Annotated in this window: 23 protein-coding genes; 15 read left to right on the top strand and 8 right to left on the bottom strand. The window is 59.0% G+C overall.

Annotated elements, in window-relative coordinates:
• Window positions 1–25: 25 nt before the first annotated feature.
• Both rfbC and rfbA read right to left on the bottom strand, forming a co-directional pair.
• Window positions 26–574 carry a dTDP-4-dehydrorhamnose 3,5-epimerase gene (gene rfbC, locus KT71_RS01365; RefSeq protein ID WP_008293299.1) on the bottom strand — a complete coding sequence of 183 codons (549 nt, stop codon included), beginning with the start codon at window positions 572–574 and terminating at the stop codon, window positions 26–28.
• Entirely contained in the window at window positions 564–1469 is a 906-nt protein-coding gene (gene rfbA, locus KT71_RS01370) for a glucose-1-phosphate thymidylyltransferase RfbA (RefSeq protein ID WP_008293298.1), read from the bottom strand. The genes rfbC and rfbA overlap by 11 nt, the downstream gene beginning before the upstream one ends.
• Window positions 1470–1646: 177 nt before the next feature.
• On the opposite strand from rfbA, the gene KT71_RS01375 reads away from it, so the two are divergent.
• Genes KT71_RS01375 through KT71_RS01385 form a run of 3 tightly spaced genes read left to right on the top strand, consistent with a single transcriptional unit; the run spans window position 1647 to window position 4667 of the window.
• Window positions 1647–2885, top strand: coding sequence for a glycosyltransferase family 4 protein (locus KT71_RS01375; protein ID WP_008293297.1), 1239 nt, complete (start codon window positions 1647–1649; stop codon window positions 2883–2885).
• Window positions 2872–3600 (top strand): class I SAM-dependent methyltransferase, encoded by a 729-nt coding sequence (locus KT71_RS01380; protein ID WP_008293296.1) that lies wholly within the window; start codon window positions 2872–2874, stop codon window positions 3598–3600. The genes KT71_RS01375 and KT71_RS01380 overlap by 14 nt, the downstream gene beginning before the upstream one ends.
• The gene (locus tag KT71_RS01385; RefSeq protein WP_008293295.1) at window positions 3597–4667 is read left to right on the top strand and encodes a prenyltransferase/squalene oxidase repeat-containing protein; all 1071 of its coding nucleotides are present in this window, start codon (window positions 3597–3599) and stop codon (window positions 4665–4667) included. Before KT71_RS01380 ends, KT71_RS01385 begins: the two co-directional genes overlap by 4 nt.
• Window positions 4668–4722: 55 nt before the next feature.
• Here KT71_RS01385 and KT71_RS01390 read toward each other — a convergent pair whose 3' ends face one another.
• Entirely contained in the window at window positions 4723–5349 is a 627-nt protein-coding gene (locus KT71_RS01390) for a class I SAM-dependent methyltransferase (protein ID WP_008293294.1), read from the bottom strand.
• Between the two features lie 122 nt (window positions 5350–5471).
• On the opposite strand from KT71_RS01390, the gene waaA reads away from it, so the two are divergent.
• Entirely contained in the window at window positions 5472–6752 is a 1281-nt protein-coding gene (waaA, locus tag KT71_RS01395) for a lipid IV(A) 3-deoxy-D-manno-octulosonic acid transferase (protein WP_008293293.1), read from the top strand.
• On the opposite strand, the gene KT71_RS01400 is transcribed toward waaA, so the two are convergent.
• A complete protein-coding gene (locus tag KT71_RS01400) occupies window positions 6732–8168 on the bottom strand; it encodes a TolC family outer membrane protein (protein WP_008293292.1) in 1437 nt (478 codons plus the stop codon). The genes waaA and KT71_RS01400 overlap by 21 nt on opposite strands.
• A 296-nt stretch (window positions 8169–8464) precedes the next feature.
• On the opposite strand from KT71_RS01400, the gene KT71_RS01405 reads away from it, so the two are divergent.
• The 5 genes from KT71_RS01405 (at window position 8465) to KT71_RS01425 (ending at window position 14643) form a co-directional block, all read left to right on the top strand.
• Window positions 8465–9049, top strand: a complete 585-nt coding sequence (locus KT71_RS01405) for a DUF1249 domain-containing protein (protein WP_023659783.1) — start codon at window positions 8465–8467, stop codon at window positions 9047–9049.
• Between the two features lie 13 nt (window positions 9050–9062).
• The gene (gene cpdA, locus KT71_RS01410) at window positions 9063–9899 is read left to right on the top strand and encodes a 3',5'-cyclic-AMP phosphodiesterase (protein WP_008293290.1); all 837 of its coding nucleotides are present in this window, start codon (window positions 9063–9065) and stop codon (window positions 9897–9899) included.
• A gap of 77 nt (window positions 9900–9976) precedes the next feature.
• Entirely contained in the window at window positions 9977–11074 is a 1098-nt protein-coding gene (locus tag KT71_RS01415) for a purine-nucleoside phosphorylase (protein ID WP_008293289.1), read from the top strand.
• A gap of 115 nt (window positions 11075–11189) precedes the next feature.
• Complete coding sequence (parE, locus tag KT71_RS01420) at window positions 11190–13076, top strand: DNA topoisomerase IV subunit B (protein ID WP_008293288.1); 1887 nt, start codon at window positions 11190–11192, stop codon at window positions 13074–13076.
• Window positions 13077–13533: 457 nt separating this feature from the next.
• Window positions 13534–14643, top strand: coding sequence for a Fic family protein (locus KT71_RS01425; protein ID WP_008293287.1), 1110 nt, complete (start codon window positions 13534–13536; stop codon window positions 14641–14643).
• Window positions 14644–14947: 304 nt separating this feature from the next.
• On the opposite strand, the gene KT71_RS01430 is transcribed toward KT71_RS01425, so the two are convergent.
• Window positions 14948–16120 carry a DUF3047 domain-containing protein gene (locus tag KT71_RS01430; RefSeq protein ID WP_008293286.1) on the bottom strand — a complete coding sequence of 391 codons (1173 nt, stop codon included), beginning with the start codon at window positions 16118–16120 and terminating at the stop codon, window positions 14948–14950.
• Window positions 16121–16220: 100 nt separating this feature from the next.
• Here KT71_RS01430 and KT71_RS01435 point away from each other — a divergent pair, with 100 nt between their 5' ends.
• Window positions 16221–16562 (top strand): hypothetical protein, encoded by a 342-nt coding sequence (locus KT71_RS01435; RefSeq protein ID WP_008293285.1) that lies wholly within the window; start codon window positions 16221–16223, stop codon window positions 16560–16562.
• A 135-nt stretch (window positions 16563–16697) separates the two neighbouring features.
• Window positions 16698–18122: a M20/M25/M40 family metallo-hydrolase gene (locus KT71_RS01440; protein WP_023659784.1), complete on the top strand. Its 1425-nt coding sequence runs from the start codon at window positions 16698–16700 to the stop codon at window positions 18120–18122.
• 25 nt (window positions 18123–18147) lie between these two features.
• On the opposite strand, the gene KT71_RS01445 is transcribed toward KT71_RS01440, so the two are convergent.
• The gene (locus KT71_RS01445; protein WP_023659785.1) at window positions 18148–18819 is read right to left on the bottom strand and encodes an MYXO-CTERM sorting domain-containing protein; all 672 of its coding nucleotides are present in this window, start codon (window positions 18817–18819) and stop codon (window positions 18148–18150) included.
• Between the two features lie 228 nt (window positions 18820–19047).
• Between KT71_RS01445 and KT71_RS01450 the strand changes: the two genes are divergently transcribed.
• Window positions 19048–19473 carry an HIT family protein gene (locus KT71_RS01450; RefSeq protein WP_023659786.1) on the top strand — a complete coding sequence of 142 codons (426 nt, stop codon included), beginning with the start codon at window positions 19048–19050 and terminating at the stop codon, window positions 19471–19473.
• Window positions 19474–19532: 59 nt separating this feature from the next.
• Window positions 19533–20531, top strand: a complete 999-nt coding sequence (locus tag KT71_RS01455; RefSeq protein WP_008293281.1) for a multidrug DMT transporter permease — start codon at window positions 19533–19535, stop codon at window positions 20529–20531.
• Window positions 20532–20774: 243 nt separating this feature from the next.
• Here KT71_RS01455 and deoC read toward each other — a convergent pair whose 3' ends face one another.
• Window positions 20775–21455, bottom strand: a complete 681-nt coding sequence (gene deoC / locus KT71_RS01460; RefSeq protein ID WP_008293280.1) for a deoxyribose-phosphate aldolase — start codon at window positions 21453–21455, stop codon at window positions 20775–20777.
• 79 nt (window positions 21456–21534) lie between these two features.
• Between deoC and rbsK the strand changes: the two genes are divergently transcribed.
• Complete coding sequence (gene rbsK, locus KT71_RS01465) at window positions 21535–22455, top strand: ribokinase (RefSeq protein WP_008293279.1); 921 nt, start codon at window positions 21535–21537, stop codon at window positions 22453–22455.
• A 173-nt stretch (window positions 22456–22628) separates the two neighbouring features.
• On the top strand, window positions 22629–23228 hold the full coding sequence (locus KT71_RS01470) for a YceI family protein (RefSeq protein ID WP_008293278.1): 600 nt from the start codon (window positions 22629–22631) through the stop codon (window positions 23226–23228).
• Here KT71_RS01470 and KT71_RS01475 read toward each other — a convergent pair whose 3' ends face one another.
• Window positions 23229–25490, bottom strand: a complete 2262-nt coding sequence (locus tag KT71_RS01475; RefSeq protein WP_040362098.1) for a tetratricopeptide repeat protein — start codon at window positions 25488–25490, stop codon at window positions 23229–23231.
• Window positions 25491–25687: the final 197 nt, after the last annotated feature.

Genomic DNA, 25687 nt, shown 5'->3' on the forward strand with positions numbered 1-25687 from the left:
GGCGGCTTGCGGCTGTCGTTTTGGTTCAGGCCAGGCGCGGTGCGTCGCGAAACGCCAGGCCCGTCTGGTCTTTCGCAGAGAGTGCGGGCTCCTTGCCGTCCACCAGGGGCCAGTCAATGGCAAGCTCCGGGTCATCCCAGGCAATGCTGACTTCACTGCCGGGATCGTACTTGTCAGTGCATTTGTACTGAAAGTCCGCGTACTCCGATGTCACATAAAAACCATGGGCAAAGCCCGGGGGTACCCACAGCATCTGCTGGGTCTTTGCATCCAGAGTGACGCCATACCATTGGCCCAGAGTGGGTGAATCCCGGCGGAGATCCACGGCCACGTCGTAGACGCTTCCGGCCGTTACTCGAACGAGTTTTCCCTGGGTATGGGCGGTTTGGTAGTGAAGTCCCCGGAGAATGCCCTGGGCAGAGCGACTGTGATTGTCCTGCACAAAGTGAAGATCAAAGCCCGCCTCTTTAAAGGCCTCAGCGTTCCAGCTTTCCACAAAGAATCCGCGCTCATCGCCGAACACCTGGGGCGTGAGAAGGTAAACGCCGGGCAGAGGGGTGGCTTCAAATTGCATTGCGGACGGCTCCTTCCTCGCGAAGCAGTCCCATCAGATATTCGCCGTACCCGCTCTTGATAAGCGGTGCCGCCAGCGCCTGAAGATCCGCCGCGTTTATGTAACCCATGCGATAAGCCACTTCCTCAGGACAGGCAATCTTGAGGCCCTGCCGCTCCTCTACGACGCGAATAAAGTTCGCCGCGTCGAGCAGCGAATTATGGGTGCCCGTATCCAGCCAGGCCGTGCCGCGACTCATGACTTCCACGTGGAGATCACCGCGTTTTAGGTAGGCAAGGTTTACGTCGGTAATTTCCAGTTCACCCCGGGGCGATGGGCGAATACTTCTGGCGATATCCACAACATCGTTGTCGTAAAAGTAGAGCCCCGTGACCGCATAGTGAGACCGGGGGTTGGCGGGTTTTTCTTCGATATTGCTGGCCACCCCGTCACTGTCAAAGTCCACGACACCGTAGCGTTCGGGATCGTTGACGTAATAGGCGAAGACCGATGCGCCGCTTTTGCGCTCGGCTGCGTGGCGCAGGCTTTTTGAAAAGCCGTCTCCGTAAAAGATATTGTCCCCCAGCACCAGGCTGACAGGGCTGTCGCCCACAAAGTCGGCGCCGAGGATAAACGCCTGAGCCAGGCCATCAGGACTGGGCTGGACGGCATAGGTGATATTCACACCCCACTGCTCACCACCGCCGAGTAAGTCGGCAAAGGCTTTCTGGTCCCGGGGGGTCGTGATAATCAGTACGTCACGAATACCCGCCTCCATGAGGGTTGCCAGGGGGTAATAGATCATTGGTTTGTCATAGACCGGCATGAGCTGCTTGCTCACGGTGCTCGTGAGGGGGTGAAGTCGGGTGCCCGAGCCGCCGGCGAGGATGATGCCCTTGTAGGCCTTGTTGCTCATTGCCTTACGTCCGTAATAAAAGAGGCCTAGTATATCGGGCGTCTCCGGAGCCTGTCCCGCCACGACCCGCTGCCGTCGGCAGTTTTCCCGCAGCTTGGGACGAGGATCACAACTTGTGCCCCCGCCCGCGGTGTATACAATGCGCGGCTCTCTTTAACATCATCCCCTCGGAGCACCATGTCGGGTCCTTTGCACATTGCCCTGCTCGGCTATCGCAGCCAGCCCCATGGCGGGGGCCAGGGTATCTATCTGCATTACCTGAGCAAAGCCTTGGTGGAAGCGGGACACAAGGTGGATGTCATTTCCGGACCCCCTTATCCGGAGCTCGACCCCCGGGTACGACTCATACATATTCCAAGTCTGGATTTGTTTACCCACGGTCTGGGTTCCTTGCGTCCCCGTCACCTTTTATCTCTCAGCGACATGATCGAGTGGTGCAGCAAGCTCACCGGGGGCTTTGCCGAGCCCTATACCTTCGGGCGACGAGTGAGGAAGTACCTTCACCGGGAAGGGCGTCACTACGATCTTATCCACGACAACCAAAGCCTGAGCTACGGCGTGATGAAGCTGCAGCATGAGGGCTTTTCCGTGGTGACCACGGTGCACCATCCCATCACCCATGATCTGCGCATTGCCCTGCGCGCCGCGCGGAGCTGGTACGAGCGCCTGCTCGTGCGGCGCTGGCACTCCTTTCTCACCATGCAGGGGAAGGTGATTCGTCAGCTGCGCCATGTAATCACCGTGTCGGAGCAGTCACGACAGGATATCGCCACGGATTTTGGTCTGCCTGTGGACAGCATTGACCTGGTGTACAACGGTATCGATACGGCGGTTTTTCGCCCGCATAGCGAGATAAGGCGGCGAGAGAACCTCTTGATGGCCACCGCTTCCGCCGACGCGCCCCTCAAGGGACTGCGGTATCTCCTCAAAGCCTATGCCTCTCTTCTTCCTCGCTATCCCGACCTCGAGCTCCTGGTGGTGGGCAGGCCGCAACCCGGTGGCAAAACCGAGCAATTGCTGGATCGCCTGGCGCTTCGCGACCGCGTGCGGTTTATCTCCGGCATCAGCACGGGCGAGATGGTGCGTCATTACGCCGAGGCCACCGTGGCGGTCATACCATCGATTTACGAAGGCTTCGGTTTGCCCGCAGGAGAAGCCATGGCCTGCGCCGTGCCCGTGGTGTCTACGGACGGTGGGGCGCTCCCCGAGATCGTTGCCGACGCGGGGGTCATTGTTCCCAGCGCCAACGCTGAGGCCCTGGCAGGGGCTATAGGGGCACTTCTCGAGGACCCCTCGGAGCGGGAGCGCCTGGCTCGAGCGGGTCGCGAGCGGATTCTGAATACCTTCAGCTGGACCGTCTGTGGTGAGCAGATGGTGCGCTACTACCGGGAGGTGATCGCCGATGCAGACCGTTGATCGCAGCTACCTGCCCCTGCAGCCGGGCCAGCGCGTGCTGGATCTGGGTTGTGGCGAGGGTCGTCATGTCATTGCCGCCTGGGCCCTTGATGGCGTGGATGCGGTGGGCGTGGATCTGTCTCTCGACGATCTGGCCACGGCTCGGGAGCGCATGCGGGAGTTTCGTGGCCTTGAGGGTGGCGGCGGTCCCGGGGACTCGGCGGGGTTTCTGCTCCTCGCTGGCGATGCCCTGAAGCTCCCCTTTGCTGATGCCAGCTTTGATACGGTGATCTGCAGCGAAGTGCTGGAACATATTCCCGACTACCGCAGTGCCCTCGCTGAGATTTCCCGGGTGCTGAAACCCGGCGGCCGTTTGTGCGCCAGCGTGCCCCGCGCCTGGTGCGAGCGAATCTGCTGGGCGCTGTCCCGGGACTATCATCAGGTAATGGGCGGACACCTGCGCATCTTTGACACGCAGCGCCTGCGCACAGAGATCGAGAAGCATGGCTTTACCGCCTACTACGAGCATGGCGCCCACGCCCTGCACAGTGTTTACTGGTGGTTGCAGTGTCTGTTCTGGAAATCCCGGGAGCGCAACTGGCTGGTGCGCCAATATCATCGTTTGCTGGTCTGGGATATGATGAGCCAACCAGCATTTACACGTGTGCTTGAGCGCGCACTCAACCCCGTTCTCGGTAAAAGCGTCGTCATGTATTTTCGCAAGGGCAGCGAGTGAGCGGCCCCTACTTCACCACCGGATTATTTCCCCGGGACTTTCTCGCGCCGACCATCGCATCGATCCGCGATGCCCAGCTGTCGAATGGCGAAATCCCCTGGTCACCGGGTAACTACGCAGATCCCTGGGATCATGTGGAAGCTGCCATGGGGCTTTCCATTGGCGGTGAGTGGGAGGCGGCAAAGCGAGCCTACCGCTGGCTGGCGGAGCAGCAGCTGAGTGACGGGAGCTGGTGGGCGGCCTACCGAAACGGCGAACCGGACAACCGCGAGCGGCGGGAGACCAATTTCGTTGCCTACGTTGCCACGGGCGTCTGGCACCACTATCTCATCAGCAATGATGGCGATTTTCTTGCCGAGCTATGGCCCGTCGTTGATGGCGCCATGAGCTTTGTGATGGCCTTGCAGTCAGAGCATGGCGATATCGATTGGGCCGTCGACGAAGACGGGACTCCCCGGCCGGATGCCCTCGTAACCGGTTGCAGCTCCATCTATAAAAGTCTTGAGTGCGCGCACAATATTGCCGTGACGCTCAAGGAAGAACGTCCGGAATTTCTACGCAGCCGTAACGCCCTCGGCGAGGCCCTGCGTCATCGCCCCCAGCGTTTCGATCGCACCTGGGAGAGCAAGTCCCGCTATTCCATGGACTGGTTTTATCCCGTGCTCACGGGCGTGGTGACAGGCCCTGCGGCCCGGGCCCGCCTGGCCTCCCGCTGGGATGAGTTCGTGGAGACAGGCATGGGCTGTCGCTGCGTTGTTGAAGAGCCCTGGGTGACCGTCGCCGAATCCTGCGAGCTGGTGATGGCCCTGTTGGCGGCGGGAGATCGGGCGCGAGCGGTGGAGCTCTACAGCTGGCTCCATCAGTGGCGCAGTGATGAAGGTGATTATTGGACGGGCTACCAGTTTGCCGAGGATCTCCTGTGGCCCGACGAGCGGCCTACCTGGACCGCCGGCGCGATCTTACTGGCTGCGGATGCGTTGACCCAGCATACGGCTGCAGCACAGATTTTCACCCGCGTTGAGCTTCTCGATACCGCCGCTGTGCCGTTGTCCCGCCGCGCGACCTGAATCTCAGACCTTTAGGCTTGCTTCTGAAGCTGCCGCTCCTTGGAACCCATCAGCCCTAAAGCCGCTCCAGCACTCTGAGACTGTCTACCGCGGCGACTTCCCGAAACAGGCCCGAGGCCAGAGCAAGGCGATAGATTGTGATCGGCGCCTGCCCACCCGTTTCCGAGTCGGGATACACATCGTGAATCGCCAGACGACCGTTTCCAGGGATAAACCCGACCCAGCTCCGGTAATCCAACAAAGCCGCGTCGAGGCTGTGGCCACCGTCAATAAAGACAAGGCTCAGGGAACCCTGCCAGACCCGGGCGAACTGTGCAGAGCTGCTGAGGACGGGGATCACCGTGTCATCAAGTCCTGCGGAACGTATCGTGCTTCTGAAGTTGGCCAGGGTGCTGAAGGCGCCTGTCTCATCCACAAGCTCCGGATCATGGAACAGTTCGCCCGCCTGATGTTCTTCCGATCCGCGATGGTGGTCCACGGCAAAAAGCGTGCTCTGCGCTTTCTTGCAGCCAAGGCCCAGATACACCGTTGACTTACCGCAGTAGCTACCGATCTCCAGGGCCACGGACCCCCGAGGCATCTCCCTCGCACACTCAAAAAGCGTGTTGCCCTCCGCCGGGGAGAGAAAGCCTTTGACGCTGTTGATATCGATAGGCATGGAGACCTGGGACTGATCGGGCACGGTGTTTTTCTCAAGTTTGCCGGGGCGCTGACACTACCGATGGCCGTTGCCGCTGGCAAGCTGTGGTCGGCACCGTTTTTCACCGTTATGCTGCAGACCTCTTCCGGGTTCGGGCGTCAGTTGTGGTTCGTTTTGCCTACAGCATGCTGTTTACCGTGTTGCAGCCGTTCATCGTGCTGCGCATGCTGTTGCGTTCGCGCCGGGCGCCGGCCTACCGGCAGCGCCTGGGAGAGCGCTTCGGCTTCTTTGATGCACCCGACGATACGCGCCCCTGCATCTGGATCCATGCGGTCTCTCTCGGTGAGACGCTGGCGGCGGGGCCCCTGGTGGAGAGAATACTCAAAGAACACCCCGATCACCGGGTGATAGTGACCACCACCACGCCCACGGGATCTGCCCAGGTGAAGCGTTTGTTCGGGGAGCGGGTGTTTCATGTCTACGCACCCTGGGATACGCCCGGTGCGGTGAAGCGTTTTCTCAAACGCGCCAGGCCCCGATTGCTGATCCTTATGGAGACGGAGCTGTGGCCTAACCTTCTTTATTACGCCCAGCGCTCAGGCTGTCAGGTACTCCTCGCAAATGCCCGTCTGTCGGCGCGTTCCGCCGCGGGCTATGCCAGGGTGGAGCGACTGACGCGGGAAATGCTTGCTGCCCTTGACTGGGTTGGGGTGCAAAACGCGACGGACGGTGAACGGTTTTTGCAGCTGGGTCTGGACCCCCGGCGTCTCAGGGTGACGGGTAGCGTGAAATTTGATGTCGCCGTTGATGATGCAACGCGTTGTTCCATTGGGGAGCTCTCCCAGCAGTGGGCGCTCGGGGAGCGCTTTGTGATCATCTTTGCGAGTACCCACGAGGGCGAAGACGAGGTGGCGCTCTCTGTCTATACGGCCTTCCGCCAGCAGCATAAAAATGCGCTTTTACTCCTCGCACCGCGCCACCCGGAGCGGTTTCAGTCCGTGTACGAGCTGTGTACCCGAAACTCTTTTGAGGTCGCCCGTCGATCACAGACCGACCCGGTGGATGGCAGCACCGATCTCCTCCTCCTGGACTCCCTGGGTGAGCTGTCAGCGCTCTTTGGTGTGGCAGACCTTGCGGTCATCGGGGGGAGCTTTATCGATCGTGGCGGTCACAATCCCCTGGAGGCAGCGGCCTGGGGTATTCCCGTGCTCTGCGGGCCGTCGATGTTTAACTTTGAGGACATCACCGTCCGACTTTCGACGGCGGGTGCTCTGCAGCGCTGTGCGGATGAGCATGAGCTCCTCAGGCAGTTCGAGTTACTGGCCTCGGATGCCAGGGAAAAACGCCGCCGGGGGGCGGCGGCGCTTGAAGTGCTGGAGAATAATCGGGGCGCCCTGGACGCCCTGTGTGACGGACTGACGGAGTTACTTGGGCGCCATCCCTGAACTGGTGGGCGCTGCGGCCTCTTCCAGGAAGCTGTCCAGAGTGATGATGTCCTCGGGGCTGAGAAGACCTGCCTGCTCTTTCAGCAGCAGGGTATTGATGATGTAGTCGTAGCGGCTGTTGGCGTAGTCGCGCAGTGCGCCAAACAGCGTGTTTTGCGCATTCAGCACATCCACGATGTTCCGTGTTCCCACTTCATAACCGGCCTGAGTCGCATCGAGGGCGCTCTTTGACGAGAGAATGCTTTGCTTGCGGGCCGCAACGCGTGCTACATCGTTGACCACGGTCATATGAAGCGACCGAGCATCGGTGACGGTTTGCCGGGTGAGGTTGATACGCTGCTCCCGGGCCTGGTTGAAAAGCTGCGCGGCCCTGCGACGCTCGGCGCTGATGGCGCCGCCGGTGTACAGGGGCATGGAGAGCTCAATGCCCAAGATTGCCTGCTCGCGTTCGGAGTTGGGCGGGAAGTTAAAAATACCCGCAGGATCCTGAAAACGCGTACCGTCGGTGTTGGATTCCAGATACTGGGCATTACCGCTGATCGTCGGTGCGTGGGCCAGTCGTCGGGCCTTGGCATTCTGACGGGCCGCCTCTTCGGCGTATTGTGAGGCCTTGAGGTTGAAGTTGTTTGCAAGGGCAAACTCCACCCAGGCGCTGCGGTCCGCCGGCTCGGGTTTGTTCACTTCGAAGGACTCTACCAGCACGTCCAGAGTGTCGTGGCGCTTGCCCGTGAGGACACTGAGGTTTTCCAGTGCGACCGCAACGGCGTTCTCATCGGAGATGCGATCGACCTGGGAAAGATCGTAGGCCGCCTGAGATTCATAAACGTCCGTGATTGCAATAAGACCCACTTCGAAGCGTTGCTGGTTCTGCTCCAGCTGACGACCAAAGGCTTCTTCTCTGGCGACGGAGGCGCGAAGATTGTCCTGGGCTCGCAGGACCGCGAGATAAGCCTGCACCACGCGCACAATCAGGTTCTGCTGATTTGCGGCAAAGGTCGCCTCCACCTGTTTTGACAGCTCTTTGCCTCTTTGGAATGAGAACCACGCCGGCAGATCGAAAATGGCCTGCTGGAGCGACACCTGGTAGGTGTCCGTGTCGATATCTGTGTTATCGAAGGTGTCGCCGATAACAGGCGCGCCCGAGGGGTCAAAACCGATAATACCCGGGCTGGTGGTATCCGTATCCGAATTCTGGGTCCGGGCGCTCGCAGTGACCTGGGGCAACAGGACGGACAGGGCTGCGTTTTCATCCTCCAGGCCCGCCATGTATTGTGCTTGCTGGGCCTTGAGGGTCGCATCGTTTTCCAATGCCAGTTCGTAGATATCACGCAATGACTCGGCGCTTGCAGAGGCCGACGCCACGACGGTCGCAGCCAGAGTCAGAGAGGCGAGGAAAACCTTGCCGGGGACATTCATAATGAAATCCTTGGGTATGCGGGTTAAAGCCGGGCAAATCTTACCAGTAATGTCGACTGCTTCGCAGTGCTGAATAGTGACGAAAGCGAAGCTAGCCAGGGCTCCAATCTTAGGTGGTACACTGATTTCAATGCCAGTGACCCAGGCGCGGCCTGTCGCAATTTAGATGCATTTGATCGATTTTACTCATCAGCAGGCGACGCACAGGTAACAAATACGTGCAATCCTCAGGGATTGGTTCAGGGGGTGGTGGTAATTGTTTAGACTTGCCTCACTACAGGGGAATGAGACAGGCAGTGATTAAAGGCTCTTACAAAGTCGATTTACGCGCATTGCATGCCCTGTGCGAGGCCAATTATGCGCGTTTGCTGCGTCTTTTCTCCGACTACGAGAGCTGCAACAGCAAGCGTTTTTCCGTAGACGGTGCCCAGGTACACATCGAGGTGCTTGAGCGGAGCCGTTACACCACGCTTTTCTGCCTCAAAAGCTTCCGCAGTAATGCCCCGGAGACTGCGCGGGGAAACGAGCGGGAAAGTGATCGGGAGAGTAGCCTTGAAAGTAATCGGGAAAGCGCCCAAAAAGGGGCTGGCGAGGGCGCCAAAGACCGCGTTGAAGCGACTGAGCAGGAACCCGCGCTGAATTGGCTGACCCCTCTCATTATGGAAGCCCGGGCATACCACGATGCGGGAATGATCGAAGTCGTGCGTTTTCAGTCAGGCGGCAAAACCCAGGGCCGCTATGCCTACCCCAACCCGTCCATGCATCAGCAGGATGAAAAGAACCAACAAAACAGATTTCTTGCCGACTGGCTGTCCCACTGCCTCCATTATGGTCAGGCTGATGTCGCCGGGTTGTTAAAACCCGGGACGGAACACGCCTAGGGGCCAAGCTTTAATGAGTGATAACCCCAACAGTGTTCGTCAACTGAGTGTGCGCAGCGAGACCGTCCGGGTGGTTCAGCTCACGGACACGCATCTCAAGGCCCACGATGGGGGCAAACTGTTGGGTCTGGACACCGATTACTCCCTCCAGGCCGTGATCGACCTCGTTAACAGCGAATACCCTGATCCTGATTTTGTTCTCGGTACCGGCGATCTCGCGGATTCCGGCGCCGGTGATGCCTACAATCGGCTCATCGGCTACTTCGATCAGGTGAGTACCGAGCATTTCTGGCTGCCAGGCAATCACGATCTGCGCGAGGTGATGGCCGATGTGGGTGGCGCCCGACGTCTCCCGGGAGAGATACGCGTGGGAGCCTGGCAGATCGTCATGCTCGACTCCCAACTGCCCGGTGAAGTCGGCGGGCACCTCGGTCGCGGAGAATTGCAGCGCCTTGAGGAATGTCTCGCGGCGAGCGCCGAGGCAGGTTTGTATACGCTGATTTGCATGCACCATCAGCCGGTCCCCGTGGGTTGCGACTGGCTGGACGAGCAAATGGTGTCCGACGCGGACTCCTTTTTCGAAATTCTGGGTCGCTATCCCCAGGTGCGGGGGGTCTTATGGGGTCATGTGCACCAAGCCCTTGATCAGCGCTGTGAAGATCTCCGACTCCTGTGCACACCCTCAACCTGCGTTCAGTTTCTCCCAAAGCAAACGGATTTCGCCGTCGATAGCCGGGCACCGGGATACCGCTGGCTGGAGTTGGAGCCCGACGGCACTATCCGTACCGATGTTTCCCGTGCGGAGTCGCAGATCTTCCCCGTCGATAAAGAAGCGTCCGGTTATCTGTAATCCGTGATCGGAGCCTCGATCTGTACCTGGGCGACAGAACCCCAACGCTCACGGAAAAATTCAAAGAGGTCGCCCGCATGGCCACGGTAGCTTTTCGTCAATTCCGATGCGCCCTTACGGGCTTTTTAGCGCTGGGTGTTGCATCGATCATTTCTTCCGCCGATGCAGCTGATGCAGGTAAAGCGCCCATCGAAATACGCGTCGCGGTCCTGGTGAATTTCGAGGTCGGAGACGATCGGGGTGATGCCCCTGGTGAATTCCAGGCTTGGCGTGAGCGCGGGCTGGACAATCAGCCTCTGGACGAATGTTTTGACCTGCCTTTCAGTACCCACGAAGCCTGCGTAGATCGCGAGAGCGGCCTGTTAGTCACCTTTACCGGCCTTACTCAGGATCGGGCCGCGGCCAGCGTCATGGCCCTGGGTTTGGATGAGCGCTTCGACTTTTCCCATAGCTACTGGATCATTGGCGGTATCGCCGGTATCGACCCCGGCGATGGCACCTTGGGATCCGCCGTGTGGGGTAACTACGTGGTGAATGGCGACTGGGCCCACGAGATTGATGCCCGGGAGATGCCTGAGGACTGGAAGACCGGCTATTTCCCCTTTATGACCGGCGAGCCCTACCCCCAGCCCCGCGCCGATGACACGGGTAAGGTTTTTGCGCTGAACCAAAAGCTCGCCGCATGGGCCTATGAGGAGAGCGTCGGCGTCAAGCTCTTTGACAACGCCGCGGCGAAGGCCTTGCGCGACGAGTATCAGGGCTTTCCGCAGGCCCTTGCCCCACCGAAGATCATGCGTGGTGACAATCTCTCTGCCAGTACCTTCTGGCACGGGCGTTATCTCAACGAATGGGCCAACGACTGGGTCGCCTACTGGACCGAGGGTGACGGTGAGTTCGTGACCACCGCCGTTGAGGACAGCGGCATTCTCGAAGCCCTGCGCTTTCTGGATGGTGGCGGGCGTGTGGACTTTGACCGGATCATGCTGTTGCGCACGGCGAGTAATTTCTCCATGCAGCCGCCCGGCATGACGGCCGTGGAAAGTCTCACACGGGAGACCGAGGGGTTCGGCGGCATGCTGCCCGCGGTGGAAAACCTCTGGCGGGTCGGCAGTAAGGTCGCAGGAACACTGATCGCAGATTGGGAGCAATACCGCACCACGCCGCCGGGCAATTGAGGCAGGAGCACGAGGGTAAAAGGTCGAATGACGCATCCGACCCCTTAAACCTCGGTGTTTGTGATCTTGCCGTGTACAATGCCGCGATCTTTTTCATCAGGCGATTATTACCGCAGTGAGCGATTACTCTTCTGACTCCATCGAGGTCCTCACGGGCCTGGAACCGGTGCGCAAGCGACCGGGAATGTATACCGACACCACGCGCCCCAACCATCTTGCCCAGGAGATTATCGACAACAGTGTCGATGAAGCCCTGGCGGGTTTCGCCCGGCAGATAGACGTGATTCTTCATACTGATGGCTCTCTTTCCGCCTGTGATGATGGTCGTGGCATGCCTGTGGACATGCACCCTGAGCAGAAAAAACCCGGGGTCGAGGTGATTCTCAGCACCCTGCACGCCGGCGGTAAGTTCTCCAGCAAGAACTACCAGTTCAGCGGCGGACTCCACGGTGTGGGAGTCTCGGTGGTCAACGCCCTCTCAAAACAGCTCACGGTCACCATCCGTCGCGACGGCCAGGTGCATGAGATGAGCTTTGCCGGCGGCGAGAAAACATCGGAACTCAAGGTTATCGATAGCTGTGGTAAGCGGAACACGGGCACCATGGTGCGCTTTACACCGGATCCCCAGTATTTCGACTCCATCAATTTTTCTGTACCCCGGCTGATGCACGTGCTGCGGGCAAAAGCGGTGTTGTGCCCGGGACTTCGCGTCACCTTTCTCGATGAAAAGAAAAACGAGAAAGAAGAGTGGTTTTACGAAGACGGCCTTACGGACTATCTGCTGTCTGCAACGGAAGGCTTTCCTACGGTCCCCGCGGCGCCTTTTACCGGTAGCTTTAGTGGCAGTACCGAGGCCGTTGACTGGGCCGTGCAGTGGTTACCCGAAGGCGGCGAGCTGATCACCGAATCCTACGTAAACCTTATTCCCACGGCGCAGGGCGGCACTCACGTAAACGGGCTGCGTACGGGCTTGCTGGATGCCATGCGCGAGTTTTGTGAGTTGCGCTCCCTGCTGCCGCGAGGCGTCAAGCTTGCTCCTGACGACATCTGGGAGCGCTGCAGCTATGTGCTCTCTTCCAAGTTAGAGGATCCGCAATTCTCCGGGCAGACCAAGGAGCGCCTCAGCTCCCGGGAAGCCGCTGCCTTTGTATCCGGTGTGGCAAAAGACGCTTTCAGTCTCTGGCTCAACCAGCATACCGGTGATGCGGAAGCATTGGCAGAGCTGTGTATCAATACGGCTCAGCGCCGTTTGCGCAGTGCCAAAAAGGTTGTGCGCAAAAAGGTTAGTGCCGGTCCTGCGCTCCCGGGCAAGCTCGCGGACTGCTCCGGAGAAGATATCTCGCGTACGGAGCTGTTTTTAGTCGAAGGTGACTCTGCCGGAGGTAGTGCAAAGCAGGCCCGGGATCGCGAAACCCAGGCGATTCTGCCCCTGCGCGGCAAGATTCTGAACACCTGGGAGGTCGACTCCCAGGAGATTCTCGCCTCCCAGGAAGTACACAATATTTCCGTAGCGCTGGGCATTGATCCGGCAGATGACGATCTCACGGGCCTGCGCTACGGCAAGGTCTGCATTCTCGCGGATGCGGATTCCGATGGCCTGCATATCGCGACGCTGATCTGCGCGCTGTTTGTGCGTCATTTCCGCGCCCTGGTATCTGCAGGGCATGTGTATGTGGCGATGCCGCCGCTGTACCGGATCGATATCGGTAAAGAGGTCTTCTACGCGCTGGATGAGGGCGAGAAACAGGGCATTCTTGATCGTATCGAGGCCGAGAAAAAACGCGGCAAGGTGAACGTACAGCGTTTTAAGGGTCTGGGCGAGATGAATCCCTTGCAGCTGCGCGAAACAACCATGAGCGCTGATACGCGACGTCTGGTGCAGTTGCGTCTGGAAGCCGGTGACGAAACCAACGAAGTGCTGGATATGCTGCTGGCAAAAAAGCGCGCGGGAGACCGCAAGTCCTGGCTTGAGACCAAGGGCGACCTGGCGGAAGTTTTGTGAGTGTAAATGTACGCATAATTCACTAATTTGAACTCATATCTCTATAAAAACGAACGCAAAGGCCGCAAAAACGGGTGTTTTACGGCCGCCATTCTTCTCCTCTACATCGGTCATAGCTCATACAGCATCGTTCTATCCGCCTTGGTCTGAATGAAACATCACCCTCTTGGGATGATTACGCGCCGTCAGCGCAATCTCCAAAGCAGCGGTTACAAGATCGGCATGAGGTCTTGTGGTAATTGAAGATCCAACGATCAATGCGGTAACCATGGTCGCGCATCTGACCCTGCAATGTTCGACTGCCTGCAGATCCTATTGGCCGGTTGCGGCGAATACGGGGATTAATCACGGCCTTATTCGCGGTGAATATGACGAATAAACACCGCAAATAGTGCGGCGAATAGACAAATGCGGCGAATACGGACTACAATAGCCGCAAAAGCTGCGGTGAATAGCAATGTGGATCTGGGAGCGGCCCGAGTGGCCTGACTTTACCTACGACATTAAAGCGGTGATGCCTCAGCTCCTCAAAGCTCACGGGGCGGAGAAGCGCCTTCTGGGCGTAATGGAGGGTCTGGGCTTTGACCTGCAGTCCCACGCGTATCTGCAGACCCTGATCCAAGACGTGGTGCAAAGCAGTGCCATTGAGGGTGAGCGCCTGGCGCCTGAGGACGTGCGCAGCTCGATCGCGCGGCGTCTGGGTATGGATGTTGGCGGCTTGCGACCGGTCAACCGCTCCGTTGAAGGCGTCGTGGAGATGATGGTGGATGCCACCCGCAACTACAGCGAGACGCTGACGGCCGAGCGAATATATGCCTGGCATGCCGCCCTGTTCCCTACGGGCCGCAGTGGAATGCAGGAGATCATCGTGGGCGCCTATCGAGACGATGCCAAAGGGCCTATGCAGGTGCTGTCAGGCCCCATGGGTCGCGAGACGGTGCACTACGAGGCCCCGCCTGCGAATCGCCTCGAGACTGAAATGTCCGCATTCTTTCACTGGTTTGAGACCTCTCCCATCACTGACTTGGCGCAGGTCGCGATAGCGCACCTGTATTTTGTGACACTCCACCCCTTTGCCGATGGCAATGGGCGCATGGCACGCGCAATCGCGGACATGGCGCTGTCACGCTTTGATGGATCAAGCCAACGGTTTTACAGCATGTCCGCTCAGATCCATGCGGAGAAGGATGATTACTACAACATGCTGGAAAGCACACAGCGCTGCAAAATTTCCGTAACGGACTGGGTGCTATGGTTTCTGGGGTGTTTTGAGCGCGCCGTCCATAACAGCGAGGCTGCACTGGAGACGACGATGAACCGACATCGCTTCTGGCAGGCGTGGGCAGCGATTGATCTGAACGAGCGTCAATCGAAGGTGCTTAATCGCATGCTCGGTGACAAGGGTCCTTGGGAGGGGAAGCTCACGACGAAGAAGTATGCGTCGTTGGTGAAAAAATCTGCCGACACCGCGCAGCGCGACATCAAGGACCTGGTGAACAAAGGAGTGCTGGTAAAGGATGACTCCGCCGGCGGGCGCTCGACCAGCTATCTGCTGGTGCCCGTGTAGGGCTGTCACGAAATCGCTATTGAGGCGCTTCTTTCCAGTCAGACGGCGCTTCCGCCTTTGATATCGATAGCCGCCTCTGGAGGCTTTCTGCAAGAGTGAGCACTCCGGCCCTGACAAGTCTTGCCCCGCATATCCAGCTCCACTTTGGTTTGTTTCGCGACTAGTATGGAGTCACAAAGAGTTTGTGCGTGCGCGGCGCTGAAAACGACCCCGTTTAAAAAAGGCACCAATTTGGTCTCTTCAAGTGCCTTTGTGGCTGCGCTAAGAGAGCCGGGGAAGTATGCCCGCGGCTCATCGTTACTCTTCAGAGCAAGCGGACGCTGCCCTTCGCTCCTTCAAGATGAATATCTGCGTAATCGCAGCTCCCCTCGATGCGTTGAAATATGCTGTTCGCAATAAACCACACCCGGGTGATGCGCGGGGGCGGCTCGCCCATGTACTTTTTGTAATCCTTATACAGATTACGACGTTCATCCAGCCACTCCCCCAGGCCCTGCTTACCGCTACGCACTACGACGTGGTATTCGATCCCCTTCCAGTTTGGCAGGGGGCAGTCATAGCCATATCCCTCGGGCAGGGTGGCAGACCAGTAGTAGGTAATGTCGCGGCCGTTGTCGAACTCGACGGCAATGCTGAGGTAGTCGTGACTCGGCAGGGTGTCTTCGCGCAGCGTTGAGGGAAGCTTGTTCACACACCAGCGCCAGCGGATCTCGCTCTCCGGGGTCAGTGCCTGATCCACATCATGCTGGAGAATCCCCACATCTTTGTGGGTTCGACAGTGGATGCAGGGGGTCGAACCATCGCCACTGTGGCCCTCGCGGAATATTTCTGCGGGACCGACATGCCAAAGATACTTCCAGCCTTCTGGCGCGGTGTCACCCTGCTCGAGGCGCGCCAGTTCGTCGACTAGCCTGGGCTCCTTCCCCGTGCCCAGCAATGCGCGGAGCCCATCGGCAGCGCGCTCTGACCAGACAATCACAAGGATGCGGAACAGGCCCTGATTGCCCTTGTAAACATCAGTGTCGGTAGTGAGCTCACCCTGAGGGGTCTGCCAGGTCGAGGGAAAATAGTTACCGAAGTACAGGGGGCCGCCTTGGCTGGCTTTAAAGCTGTGGCTATCGCGGGTGCCGCGAAAAATCTCACCGGTATCGCCAGCGCGACACCAGACTTGCAGGCTCGGTTGAAACTGAAGATCCAGGGCCTTGCTGGCAAAAACCTGCCCCGCCAGAAAGTAGCTGACGTCATCGCCTTCATCGACCGTCACACCGCTGTGGGTCCAGGGCGGTTGGTTTGCCGGCATGTCCAACCAGGCGGTCTGTTTGATGACCCCGGGTGCAATCCCCTGGAGCAGAGGATCCATTGCTTCGCGAAAGGCTTCAAGGTCCGGGGCAGGCGCCTGCTGTCCTTTCAGACGGCGGCCCGTGGCCCGTAGAAACAGCTGAGACGCAACGGAGAGATCGGTAAGCAGGCTTGGCATGGGTCACTCCTCAACACAGCTACGGTGTTTTTAGGATTGTGTTCGGTGCGCTAGTGTAGCCTTGTTGGGGATGCCACCGCTTTACCCAGGGGAATACCCTTTGAGAAAAACTGATAAGAAGCGTGAAAGAGATATTGTCGCGGCCCTTACCCGGGTCTGCGATGAAGCTTTGGACTCCAGCCCGGGCTTCGCCTGGATAACGCATTTTGTTGACTACGGGCGTTTTCCCGAATCCCTGGTGGTCGTCAGTGTTTTCAAAGGGGACGAGCAGTTGCGCAGGGCTCGCGCCTCAAAGGTCGATGAACGTTTATCGGCCTTGGTGAGTGCGGAATTGCGCGCTGTTGGCATTAGCCTCAGTGCCGGCTCGCCTCAAATTCGCTGCGATTCGGAAGAGGCCTGCGAGCGGGAGCATGGGGGAAACTGGCAGCTGCGCTATCGATGAGGGTTCGCCTAATTGCCGGCAATAGGCTACTTTCGAGTCTGAGAAATACTCAGCATATTTAAAAAACCATCGAAGGAAGCAGCTTCGCCGCGTAGGCAGCAGCTGCGGCAATAGATCCACAAGGAGAGAAGTTCTTTGAGTAAAAATCATGAATCGAGAGTGACGGGGGTTTCTCTGGCTGCGTGGATACGGCCCCTGAGGGCCGGACTGATGGCAGCACTGTGTGCCTGTGTTTTGCCGGCGTCGGCCCAAACCCTGGATGATGAGGCGGTGGACTGGCTCCAGGCGTTTTTGAAAATCGACACTATAAATCCGCCGGGGAACGAGTCCCGAGCAGTAGATTTCTACTCCAAGATCCTTGATGCCGAGGGCATTGCCTGGAGTTCTGCTGAGAGTGCGCCCGGTCGCGGCAACATCTGGGCGCGCATTGAGGGCGGTGATGAGCCCGCTTTGATTCTCCTGCAGCACACGGATGTGGTTCCCGCGGATCCCAAGTACTGGACTACGGATCCCCTCTCCGGGGAAATTAGCGACGGCTTTATCTGGGGACGTGGTGCCATCGATATGAAGGGAACGGGTATTACCCAGCTTGCGACCTTCTTGAGTCTCCACCGTGCAGGCAAGCCCCTGAATCGTGACGTGGTGTTTGTGGCGACCGCTGATGAAGAGGCCGGAGGGCTTTATGGCGCGGGCTGGCTGCTCAAAAATCATCCCGAGATTTTTGAGGGCGCGGGACTGCTTCTTAACGAGGGTGGTAGCGGCCGTCTGACTGCCAAGGGCGAAACCATATTCTCGGTGGAGCTGACACAGAAAGTGCCCGTATGGTTGCGGCTTACGGCCGTCGACAAGCCCGGGCATGGCTCCATGCCCTACCCCACGTCCTCGGTTACCCGCGTGGTTCAGGCCTTGGAGTTGGTGCGTACAAACCCCTTCCCCGCGCGGATCATTCCTCCCGTGGATGCCATGTTCCGCAGCATCGCTCAGAGTGCAGAGCCCGATTGGGTGCCTGCGTTTGAAGACATGGCCAAGGCGATCGAAGAGCCGGGGTTTCTGGAGCGTTTGCAGGGCTTTTCACCACCCATGCACGCCCTCACGCGGGATACCTGCTCTATTACCCGGATGTCGGCGTCCAACAAGATCAACGTTGTTCCCCCGGAGTCCTGGGGTGAGCTGGATTGCAGGATTCTTCCCGACAAACCCGTGGAAGAATTTGTAGAGGAGCTGCGAGAGCTGGTGGCGCCCAGCGGCGTGGAAGTGGAAGTGCTGATGGCGTTCTCGCCGGCGATTACCGATACCGGTTCGCGCCTTTACTCTGCCATTACCGATATCACTGCGGAGCGGCATCCGGGATCGCGGGTGATGCCCTCGGTGTCAGCGGGTTTTACGGACAGCCACTTTACGCGGGATGCGGGCATCGCCAGCTACGGCTTTACGCCCACGGTGATACCCGAAGAAGAGATGGTGCGAATTCACGGCAACGACGAAAGGATCAGCGAGGCTGCCTTTCGTCGAGGAGTAGATGACCATCTGGCCATCATCGAAGCCGTGGTTTACGACTGAGGTCTGTCGTTCTGGTGCGGAATGCTTAGCTTTGCTGGCGCCGGCGCAGCAGTAACAGGGCGCCGACAGCCATCAGGGGGAGGGAGCCGGGTACGGGGACGGCGTTTACTCTCAAGGTTTGCCACTCAGTGGAAGTCTGTCCGGTAGTCCTGGCTGTCTGCGAGGTTTCAAAGGTCCGGTAGCGAGCTGAGTTGATTCCGTCGCAGCATCCTTCAAAGCCCAGCAACGTGAGCGAGAAGCTTCCGACATCGGAGAATTCGTAGCTCAGAACGTCACTATTGTTCCAGTTTTTGCTCCACCAGATATCAGTGTTGTAGTAGTCAATGGGTGCGTCCTCATAGTCGGCGAGGATGAAGCCACCCAGACCCCAATCAAGACCAAACTCAAACTCTACGGAGCCCGACAGGCTGCCGTTAATTGTGTAGAGCGCACCATAATCCTCGCGAGTACCGTTACAGGTTTTACGATAGCTGATGCCCTCAAAAGCCTCGAGATCCTTGCTACAAACCTCACCCTCGCTTGAGTTAAAAGCGTCCAGGGCTGCGTCGTAGCGATCACCGTTGTCGCCGCCAAGATCTCTCGCCGAGTACTCTGTGCTGACCATTTGTACATTGATGGAATCAATCACAAGACCCGCATTCGCAAGACCTGAAAAAGCAGCGATGGTCAGACCGGCAACTAGTTGTGTGTAACGCATGATTCAGTACTTTTATCTGGATGTGATGCCATTGGGCCCCATTCAGGGCTCCCAGGCACCCCACGGGGCTGTTCTCTGCGAAATCCATCACGTTTTCTGCGCGCTTTGCGATAAAACTGTGACGGGCGTCACGAGGCGCCGGCGTTGATACAAACCCTTGTGCTTTGACCCGAGCGCCATTGCACCAGAGAATGGAGCTGCTTTTTCCGCAAACCCACGGAGACTCAGGTGACCACACGTAAGCAATGGCAGTTGCATCCAACCCTGGCCAGGGATTGCCATGTGCTGGGTGGCACCGCTGACGTCGAACTTTTGCTCCACCGCAATGCGCTCCTCCACTGGTTTATTCTTGTACCCCACACGTCGGCTCTGGACCTCCTCGATCTACCGGACCATGAGCGGGAAGCCCTGCTGAACCAGGCACGGGGGGTGAGCGATTATCTGAAACAGACGCTGGACTACCCGCGGGTCAACGTGGGGGCGCTGGGCTTGGTGGTGCCTCAACTTCATTTGCATGTTGTTGGTCGCCGGGAGGGAGATCCCTGTTGGCCAGCGCCTGTGTGGGGAAATCTGGATGCCGGGAGCAGCTATACATCCGCACAGATTGATGAGCTGACAAAGGCGATGAACGCCCTCGGCTTAGGCAATGCTTGAAACTTTCTTTCCGCGGTCCGATCATGGCGGTCCCGTAAAAATATAAACGAGAATCCGCCATGCTCATTGTTGAGTCTTACAGCATCGCCGTAGCGATGTGCCTGATCACCATGCTGTGTTGGGGGTCCTGGGCGAACACGCAAAAGCTCGCGAGCAACGAGTGGCAGTTCCAGCTTTTTTACTGGGACTATTCCCTCGGCGTGTTACTGCTCACCCTGCTGTTTGCTTTTACCATCGGTTCCTCCGGCGAAGAAGGCCGGGCCTTTATGCCCGACATCTCCCAGGCCGGCTCCGAGGCTGTGCGCTCCGCCTTTATCGGCGGCGTGGTCTTCAATCTCGCCAACATCCTTCTGGTTGTCGCCATCGATATTGCGGGGATGGCGGTGGCCTTCCCCGTGGCCATCGGTCTTGCGCTGGTGATCGGCGTGGTCACCAACTACATGGCCGCTCCCGTGGGGGACCCGGTGTTTCTGTTCACCGGCGTCGGCCTGGTGACCGCCGCGATCATTGTTTGCGCTCTGATCTACGCGCGGCTGCCCCAGGACGAGGGCCGCTCCGTAGGCAAAGGTCTGGCCATCTCTGTCATTGCCGGTATCGCCATGGGCTTCTTCTATCGTTTTGTCGCGGCGTCTATCTCCATGGACTTTGCAAATCCCGAGGCCGGGCTTATGACACCCTACAGCGCGGGTGTGGTGTTTGCCGTGGGACTTCTCCTGTCCAACGTTATCTGGCTGGTGCCCCTGATGTACAAGCCCATCTCCGGCGAAGTAGCGCCCATCGGCGAGTACTTCAGCAAGGGCACGCCGCGTCTTCATCTCGTGGGTATTCTGGGCGGTGCGATCTGGTGCGTGGGCTTCTCCTTCAGCTTCATCGCCTCCGGAGCAGCAGGACCCGCTATTTCCTACGGACTCGGTCAGGGCGCGACCATGGTCGCCGCCTTCTGGGGCGTGTTTATCTGGAAGGAGTTCAAGGATGCCCCGGAGGGCACCTCGATGATGATCGCTGCGATGTTCGCGCTGTTCTTCGTGGGGCTGGGGTTGATCGTTTACTCACGCTAGTTGTCTTCGCATTGCTCGCACGTTAGCGAGGCCGGCGCCCACTAAAGCCATGAGGTAGGCGTAGAGAGCGCCTTCCTCTGAGATCCTAACGCTTGCGAGCGGGGACTATGCTTGTTGATGCAGTGAGGGAGCGTCGGCGTCCAAGGATGGACGCCGCCGAGCTGCCATGGATGGCGCTTTTTGCGTCTCCCGAGCGCATCGACAAGTATCGTCCCCGCGTCACAGTCGTGAGTGCATAAGCCTTTAGTAGGCCTCAGTCCCCACCCCACCAGTAACAATCGCCACTCCCGCACTGCAACCCAGGCGATTGGCGCCTGCGTTCAGCATGGCGATGGCCGTATCCCGGTCACGAATACCGCCCGAGGCTTTCACGCCGATGTCCAGACCCACGACGCTGCGCATAAGGGCGACGTCTTCCACCGTGGCGCCGCCGGTGCTGAAGCCTGTTGAGGTTTTGACAAAAGCGACGCCGAGGTCCCGGCAGATCTCGCAGGCCAGGCGCTTGTGGGACTCGGTGAGTAAGCAGGTTTCGAGAATAACTTTCAGGGGCACCTCAGAACAGCTGGCTAGCACTTCCGCAATACCGCGGTGCACAGCGTCCCAGTCACCGGCAAGAGCCTCGCCCACAGACAGCACCATGTCTATTTCCTGGGCGCCGGCATCAATCGCCATGCGCGCTTCTGCCGCTGTAGCGGCGGGTAGGGAGGCTCCCAGGGGAAACCCCACGACGGAGCAGGTTTTTACGGAGCTACCCGCAAGCTGCCTGCTTACCCGCGGCACCCAGAGACTGTTGACGCACACGGCAGCGAAGCGATGTTCCAGTGCCTCCTCGCAGATGCGATCGATATCTACACGGCGAGCTTCGGGTTTTAGCAGGGTGTGATCGATGGCGGCGGCGATGCTGGCGTTGTCGTAGCTATTCATGGAGCAGGCTCTAATGCAGGCGAATTCAGGGTTGGTTAGGCTACACTGTCGCGCATCGAATAAGAACGGAAGCACTGCTATGAAAATCGCTGTTATTGGCTCCTGCATGGTTGATCTCATCGCCTATACGGACACCGTGCCCAAGGCGGGAGAAACCCTCGTTGCAAAGGAATTCGCCATGGGCTGTGGGGGTAAAGGCGCTAATCAGGCCGTTGCGGCCTCAAAACTCGGCGCTGAGGTCCTCATGATGGGGCGCGTGGGGGATGATGCGTTTGCGGACAACACTCTGGCTAATTTTGAAAAATACGGTGTCAGCACCGAGCACGTTAGCAAGGTGCCGGGCGTCTCCAGTGGTGTCGCACCGATCTGGGTGGACGCGGACTCCCAGAACCGTATTCTGATTATTCCGGGCGCCAACATGCATCTGCTCCCCGCTGATATTACGGCGGCAAAGGATCAATTGAAGCAATGCAGCATGATTATTCTGCAGCTGGAGATACCGCTGGAGACGGTCTACGCCGCCATTGAATTTGGTAACGCCAATGGCATACCCGTACTTCTGAATCCCGCGCCCGCGAGTACCGAACTCAATATTGATTACGCCTGTCGTTGCGATTACTTCGTCCCGAACGAGACCGAGCTGGAAATTTTGACGGGCATGCCCGTGGATACCGAGGATCAGATTGCCCAGGCCGCAGGCTCTCTACTGGCTAAGGGCCTCAAGAATCTGATTGTGACCCTGGGAGACAAGGGCGCGCTGTGGATGCACGGGGGCGAGCGCAGGCACATTACCGCACCCTCCGTCGGCGCCGTGGATACCACGGGTGCCGGGGATGCCTTTATCGGTTGTTTTGCGGCGGAACTTGCCGCCGGTACGGAGGTGGAAGCCGCCATTGGCCGCGCCGTGAGCTACGCGTCCCACAGCGTTACGGGCAAGGGCACCCAGACCTCCTACGCCACAGCTGATGAATTCAGCCAGTGGCAGACCGCTGCCGGTTAACAGGTTCGTTGGAGACACGAACCGGAGGGCGCTTGTTATCGTATCTCTATTGGAGTACCACTAGCCCCGATGCAAATGTCGCAGAAAATCATTTGTGACAGGCAATAGAATGCCAAGAGACAGCTGAGAGCAAGCGAAGAGCAAGCCCAAAGAACGGCAAGAGAATCAAACTTATGACTCTGTTTACAAAAACCGCCTCAATCCTCACCACCTCCCTTTTCCTCACCGGCATGAGCATGAGCTCCCTTGCCGATTGGGAACTTGATGGAGAGCGTTCGACGGTACAGTTTATGTCCGTGAAGAACGCCAGTGTGGCTGAGCTGCACCACTTCCGATCCATCACCGGGGGCATCAGCGATACCGGTGCAGCGCAGGTTGCTCTGGATCTGGACAGCGTTGAAACCCTGGTGCCCATCCGCAACCAGCGCATGCGCGAACTGCTGTTTGAGACTGTGCGGTTTCCCGCGGCCATATTACGCGCCGAGGTGCCGAAGTCCCTCAGCGAGCTTCCTGTGGGTGAGACCCGTGATACCGCCATAGAGGTGGAGGTCGATCTCCACGGTGCCAAGCAGTCCTACACCACGGAGGTCCTCGTAACGCGGCTAAAGGACGGTGGCCTGCAGGTGGTGATCAGTGAGCCTCTTCTGGTAAAAGCCGCAGACTTCGGTCTTGCCGATGGTATTGAAGTACTCCGCGAAGTCGCGGGACTGCAAAGCATCAGCACCGCCGTCCCCGTGTCCGGTCAGCTGGTGTTTGTTCCCGACTCGGAGTGATCAGCCCGGGTTGCGGGGTCGGGCTCCAAGGCTCGCTGCCAGGCGCTGGTAGTTCGGGTTTTGCGGGGCCAGGGTTAGAAGCTTCCGGGCATAGCGCCGGGCCATGTCGGTTTTACCAAGCTCTGCGCTGTAGTTAACCAGGGCCAGAAGCACCTGCTCGTCCGCGGGCAAGGCACTATGCAGCTTGCCAAGGGTTGTCAGCGCACCGGGAGCATCACCGAAGTCGTGTTGGGCAACACCGTAAACAAAGCGGTGGCGTGATCCTGCGGTTTCCAGCGCAGCTGCCTTGCCCAGCCAGTCGAGCGCCCTATCCCGATTGCCTCCTCTGGCTTCCAGCAGTCCGAGGGCGTGCATGGCATCACCACTTTGAGGATTCACCCCGAGCGCTTTCTCAAGCTGTACACGAGCCTCGGCTTCCCGGCCCTGGCCGCGCAAAAGATCCGCAAGATTCAGATAGGCCGATATCAGCTGGGGATTCAGAGCCAGCGCTTCGCGATAGGCGGATTCAGCCGCGGGGAAATCGCCCCGCGTGGCGTTAAAGATACCCAGCTGCATGCTGGTAGCCGGCATATCCAGATGCTGGCGCTGCACGGCTTTATATTCATCAAACAGAGTCAGCAGTGACTGCTGACGCGCCGGGCTCAGTTCATCCAGAGGCACCGCCGCCAGACTCATGGCCACCTCCATACGCACCCCGGTCACGGGATCTTTAATCAGCGGCGCCAGCGCCAGATAGCGCCGCGTCACGGGCAGCTGCTGCATTGCTCTTACGGCGGAAATACGCAGCAGGGGGTCATCGGCGATGAGCAGGTTCTGGGCGATTTGCAGGGACCCTTCGGCGCCGCTGGCAGAGGCCCGCTCCAGGGCAGTGGCCCGCCAGATGGACGACTCCTTACCGTCTTTTGCGATTTCAAGGAGTGTTGGCGCAGCGCGAAGATCGCCCCGCTGGAGGGCGGCCATGGCCACGGCCCGGTGTTGGCTGGTGTTGCCGAAGTCCGTACCCCAGTCCCGAAGGGCATCCAGGGCCCACTGCGGTGACTGGTCCGCGTGGCAGTCCGTGCAGGCGTTCGGGGTGTCGATCATCACGCTCAGATCGGGGCGGGGTATGCGCATGGAATGATCCCGCCGCGCGTCCACGCCCATATAGGTTTTCGCCGGCATATGGCAATCCACACACTGCGCCCCGGCGCTCGTCGCGGGGTGATGATGGTGTTCGGGAGAATCAAAAACCTCGGATTTGTGGCACTGGGCGCACACCCCATTCCCCTCGGCTCGGAGCTTGTTTGAATGGGGCTCATGGCAGTTGGCGCAAACCACTCCCGCCTGAGACATCTTGCTCTGCATAAAGGACCCGTAGACGTAGACCTCGTCGAGGATCTGGCCGTCGTGGTGATACAGGGGTTCACCCAGCAGGGAGAGGCGATGCGTGTCTGACAGGGGTTTTCCGTAATCGTAATGACCCAGGGTGCTGCGTCTCGCGTGGCAGCGGGCGCAGTTGTCCACCTGCTGTTGATCATTGAGGGTGCTTCTGCGGCGCGCTATTGCGCTGCCCTCGGGAAAGTACCACTGCCCCCGGGCGCTCAGGTCGGTCTGCAGCCCCGAGGCATTGTTGCTGCCGAGAGCGCCGGACTGCGCCAGCGACACGTGCGTGCTGCCGGGCCCATGGCAGCTCTCGCAGCCTACGTCCTCTTCAAAAAACGTCGTGGCGAAACGCCGGGTGTCGGCGTTGTAGTTCTTTTGCACATCGGTGCTGTGGCACTCGGCACAGCGGGTGTTCCAATTGAGATAGGGACCGGTCCAGTGGAGGGGGTCGTCGTAGCGAATCTCCTCGTCGGGGAAGAGGTGGTACCAGCGCTGGCCGCCTTCCTCGACGTCTCTCGTGTCCCAGGCCACGGCCAGGGCCTGGAGTCGGCCGTCTTCCATGGGTAACAGATACTGTTGCAGCGGGTCCACGCCAAACACCCAGGCCACGGGATATTCCGTGATGATGCCGTCAGGTCCGTCGGTGCGCACAAAGTAGTTGCCGTCGCGGGTAAGAAACTGCGTCTCCGTGCCAAAGTATTCAAAACGGGCGTTATCAAAGTCCCCCAGTACCGTATCCGGCGTGGGCTTTTGCATGGCCAGGTCATGGTGCGAGCCACTCCATTGGCTATGTTCGCTGTCGTGGCAGCCGGCGCATTTCTCTGCGCCTATAAAGATCGGCTGGTCTGCGGTCGCCGACTCCGCCAAAGCCCCTGCGGCGCTTCCCAAAGAAAATGCCACAGCAACCGCCCAGAGGACCGCACGACAATATCGAGGGTAGCGAGAGTAGCGAGAATAACGACTGTGAACAGATACGGGTGTAGCCATGGCGGGTTTGTTGGAGCCTCACTTACCGGGGTCGTGGATGCAGAAAACTGGCGCATCCGCATGGTAACGCAAACTGCGTCTCCCTCTGGGGGGATATAGACAGGGACTTG

This window comes from Congregibacter litoralis KT71 (assembly GCF_000153125.2).
Taxonomy (GTDB): Bacteria; Pseudomonadota; Gammaproteobacteria; order Pseudomonadales; family Halieaceae; genus Congregibacter; species Congregibacter litoralis.

What these genes read in the sequence shown, in the direction of transcription:
- KT71_RS01415 (WP_008293289.1), top strand. Translation starts at nt 9,977, where the DNA reads ATGGCCACGGTAGCTTTTCGTCAATTCCGATGCGCCCTTACGGGCTTT.
- rbsK (WP_008293279.1), top strand. Translation starts at nt 21,535, where the DNA reads ATGAAAATCGCTGTTATTGGCTCCTGCATGGTTGATCTCATCGCCTAT.
- KT71_RS01445 (WP_023659785.1), bottom strand. Translation starts at nt 18,819, where the DNA reads ATGCGTTACACACAACTAGTTGCCGGTCTGACCATCGCTGCTTTTTCA.
- KT71_RS01425 (WP_008293287.1), top strand. Translation starts at nt 13,534, where the DNA reads ATGTGGATCTGGGAGCGGCCCGAGTGGCCTGACTTTACCTACGACATT.
- cpdA (WP_008293290.1), top strand. Translation starts at nt 9,063, where the DNA reads ATGAGTGATAACCCCAACAGTGTTCGTCAACTGAGTGTGCGCAGCGAG.
- rfbA (WP_008293298.1), bottom strand. Translation starts at nt 1,469, where the DNA reads ATGAGCAACAAGGCCTACAAGGGCATCATCCTCGCCGGCGGCTCGGGC.
- KT71_RS01380 (WP_008293296.1), top strand. Translation starts at nt 2,872, where the DNA reads ATGCAGACCGTTGATCGCAGCTACCTGCCCCTGCAGCCGGGCCAGCGC.
- KT71_RS01400 (WP_008293292.1), bottom strand. Translation starts at nt 8,168, where the DNA reads ATGAATGTCCCCGGCAAGGTTTTCCTCGCCTCTCTGACTCTGGCTGCG.
- rfbC (WP_008293299.1), bottom strand. Translation starts at nt 574, where the DNA reads ATGCAATTTGAAGCCACCCCTCTGCCCGGCGTTTACCTTCTCACGCCC.
- KT71_RS01375 (WP_008293297.1), top strand. Translation starts at nt 1,647, where the DNA reads ATGTCGGGTCCTTTGCACATTGCCCTGCTCGGCTATCGCAGCCAGCCC.
- deoC (WP_008293280.1), bottom strand. Translation starts at nt 21,455, where the DNA reads ATGAATAGCTACGACAACGCCAGCATCGCCGCCGCCATCGATCACACC.
- KT71_RS01430 (WP_008293286.1), bottom strand. Translation starts at nt 16,120, where the DNA reads ATGCCAAGCCTGCTTACCGATCTCTCCGTTGCGTCTCAGCTGTTTCTA.
- KT71_RS01455 (WP_008293281.1), top strand. Translation starts at nt 19,533, where the DNA reads ATGCTCATTGTTGAGTCTTACAGCATCGCCGTAGCGATGTGCCTGATC.
- KT71_RS01470 (WP_008293278.1), top strand. Translation starts at nt 22,629, where the DNA reads ATGACTCTGTTTACAAAAACCGCCTCAATCCTCACCACCTCCCTTTTC.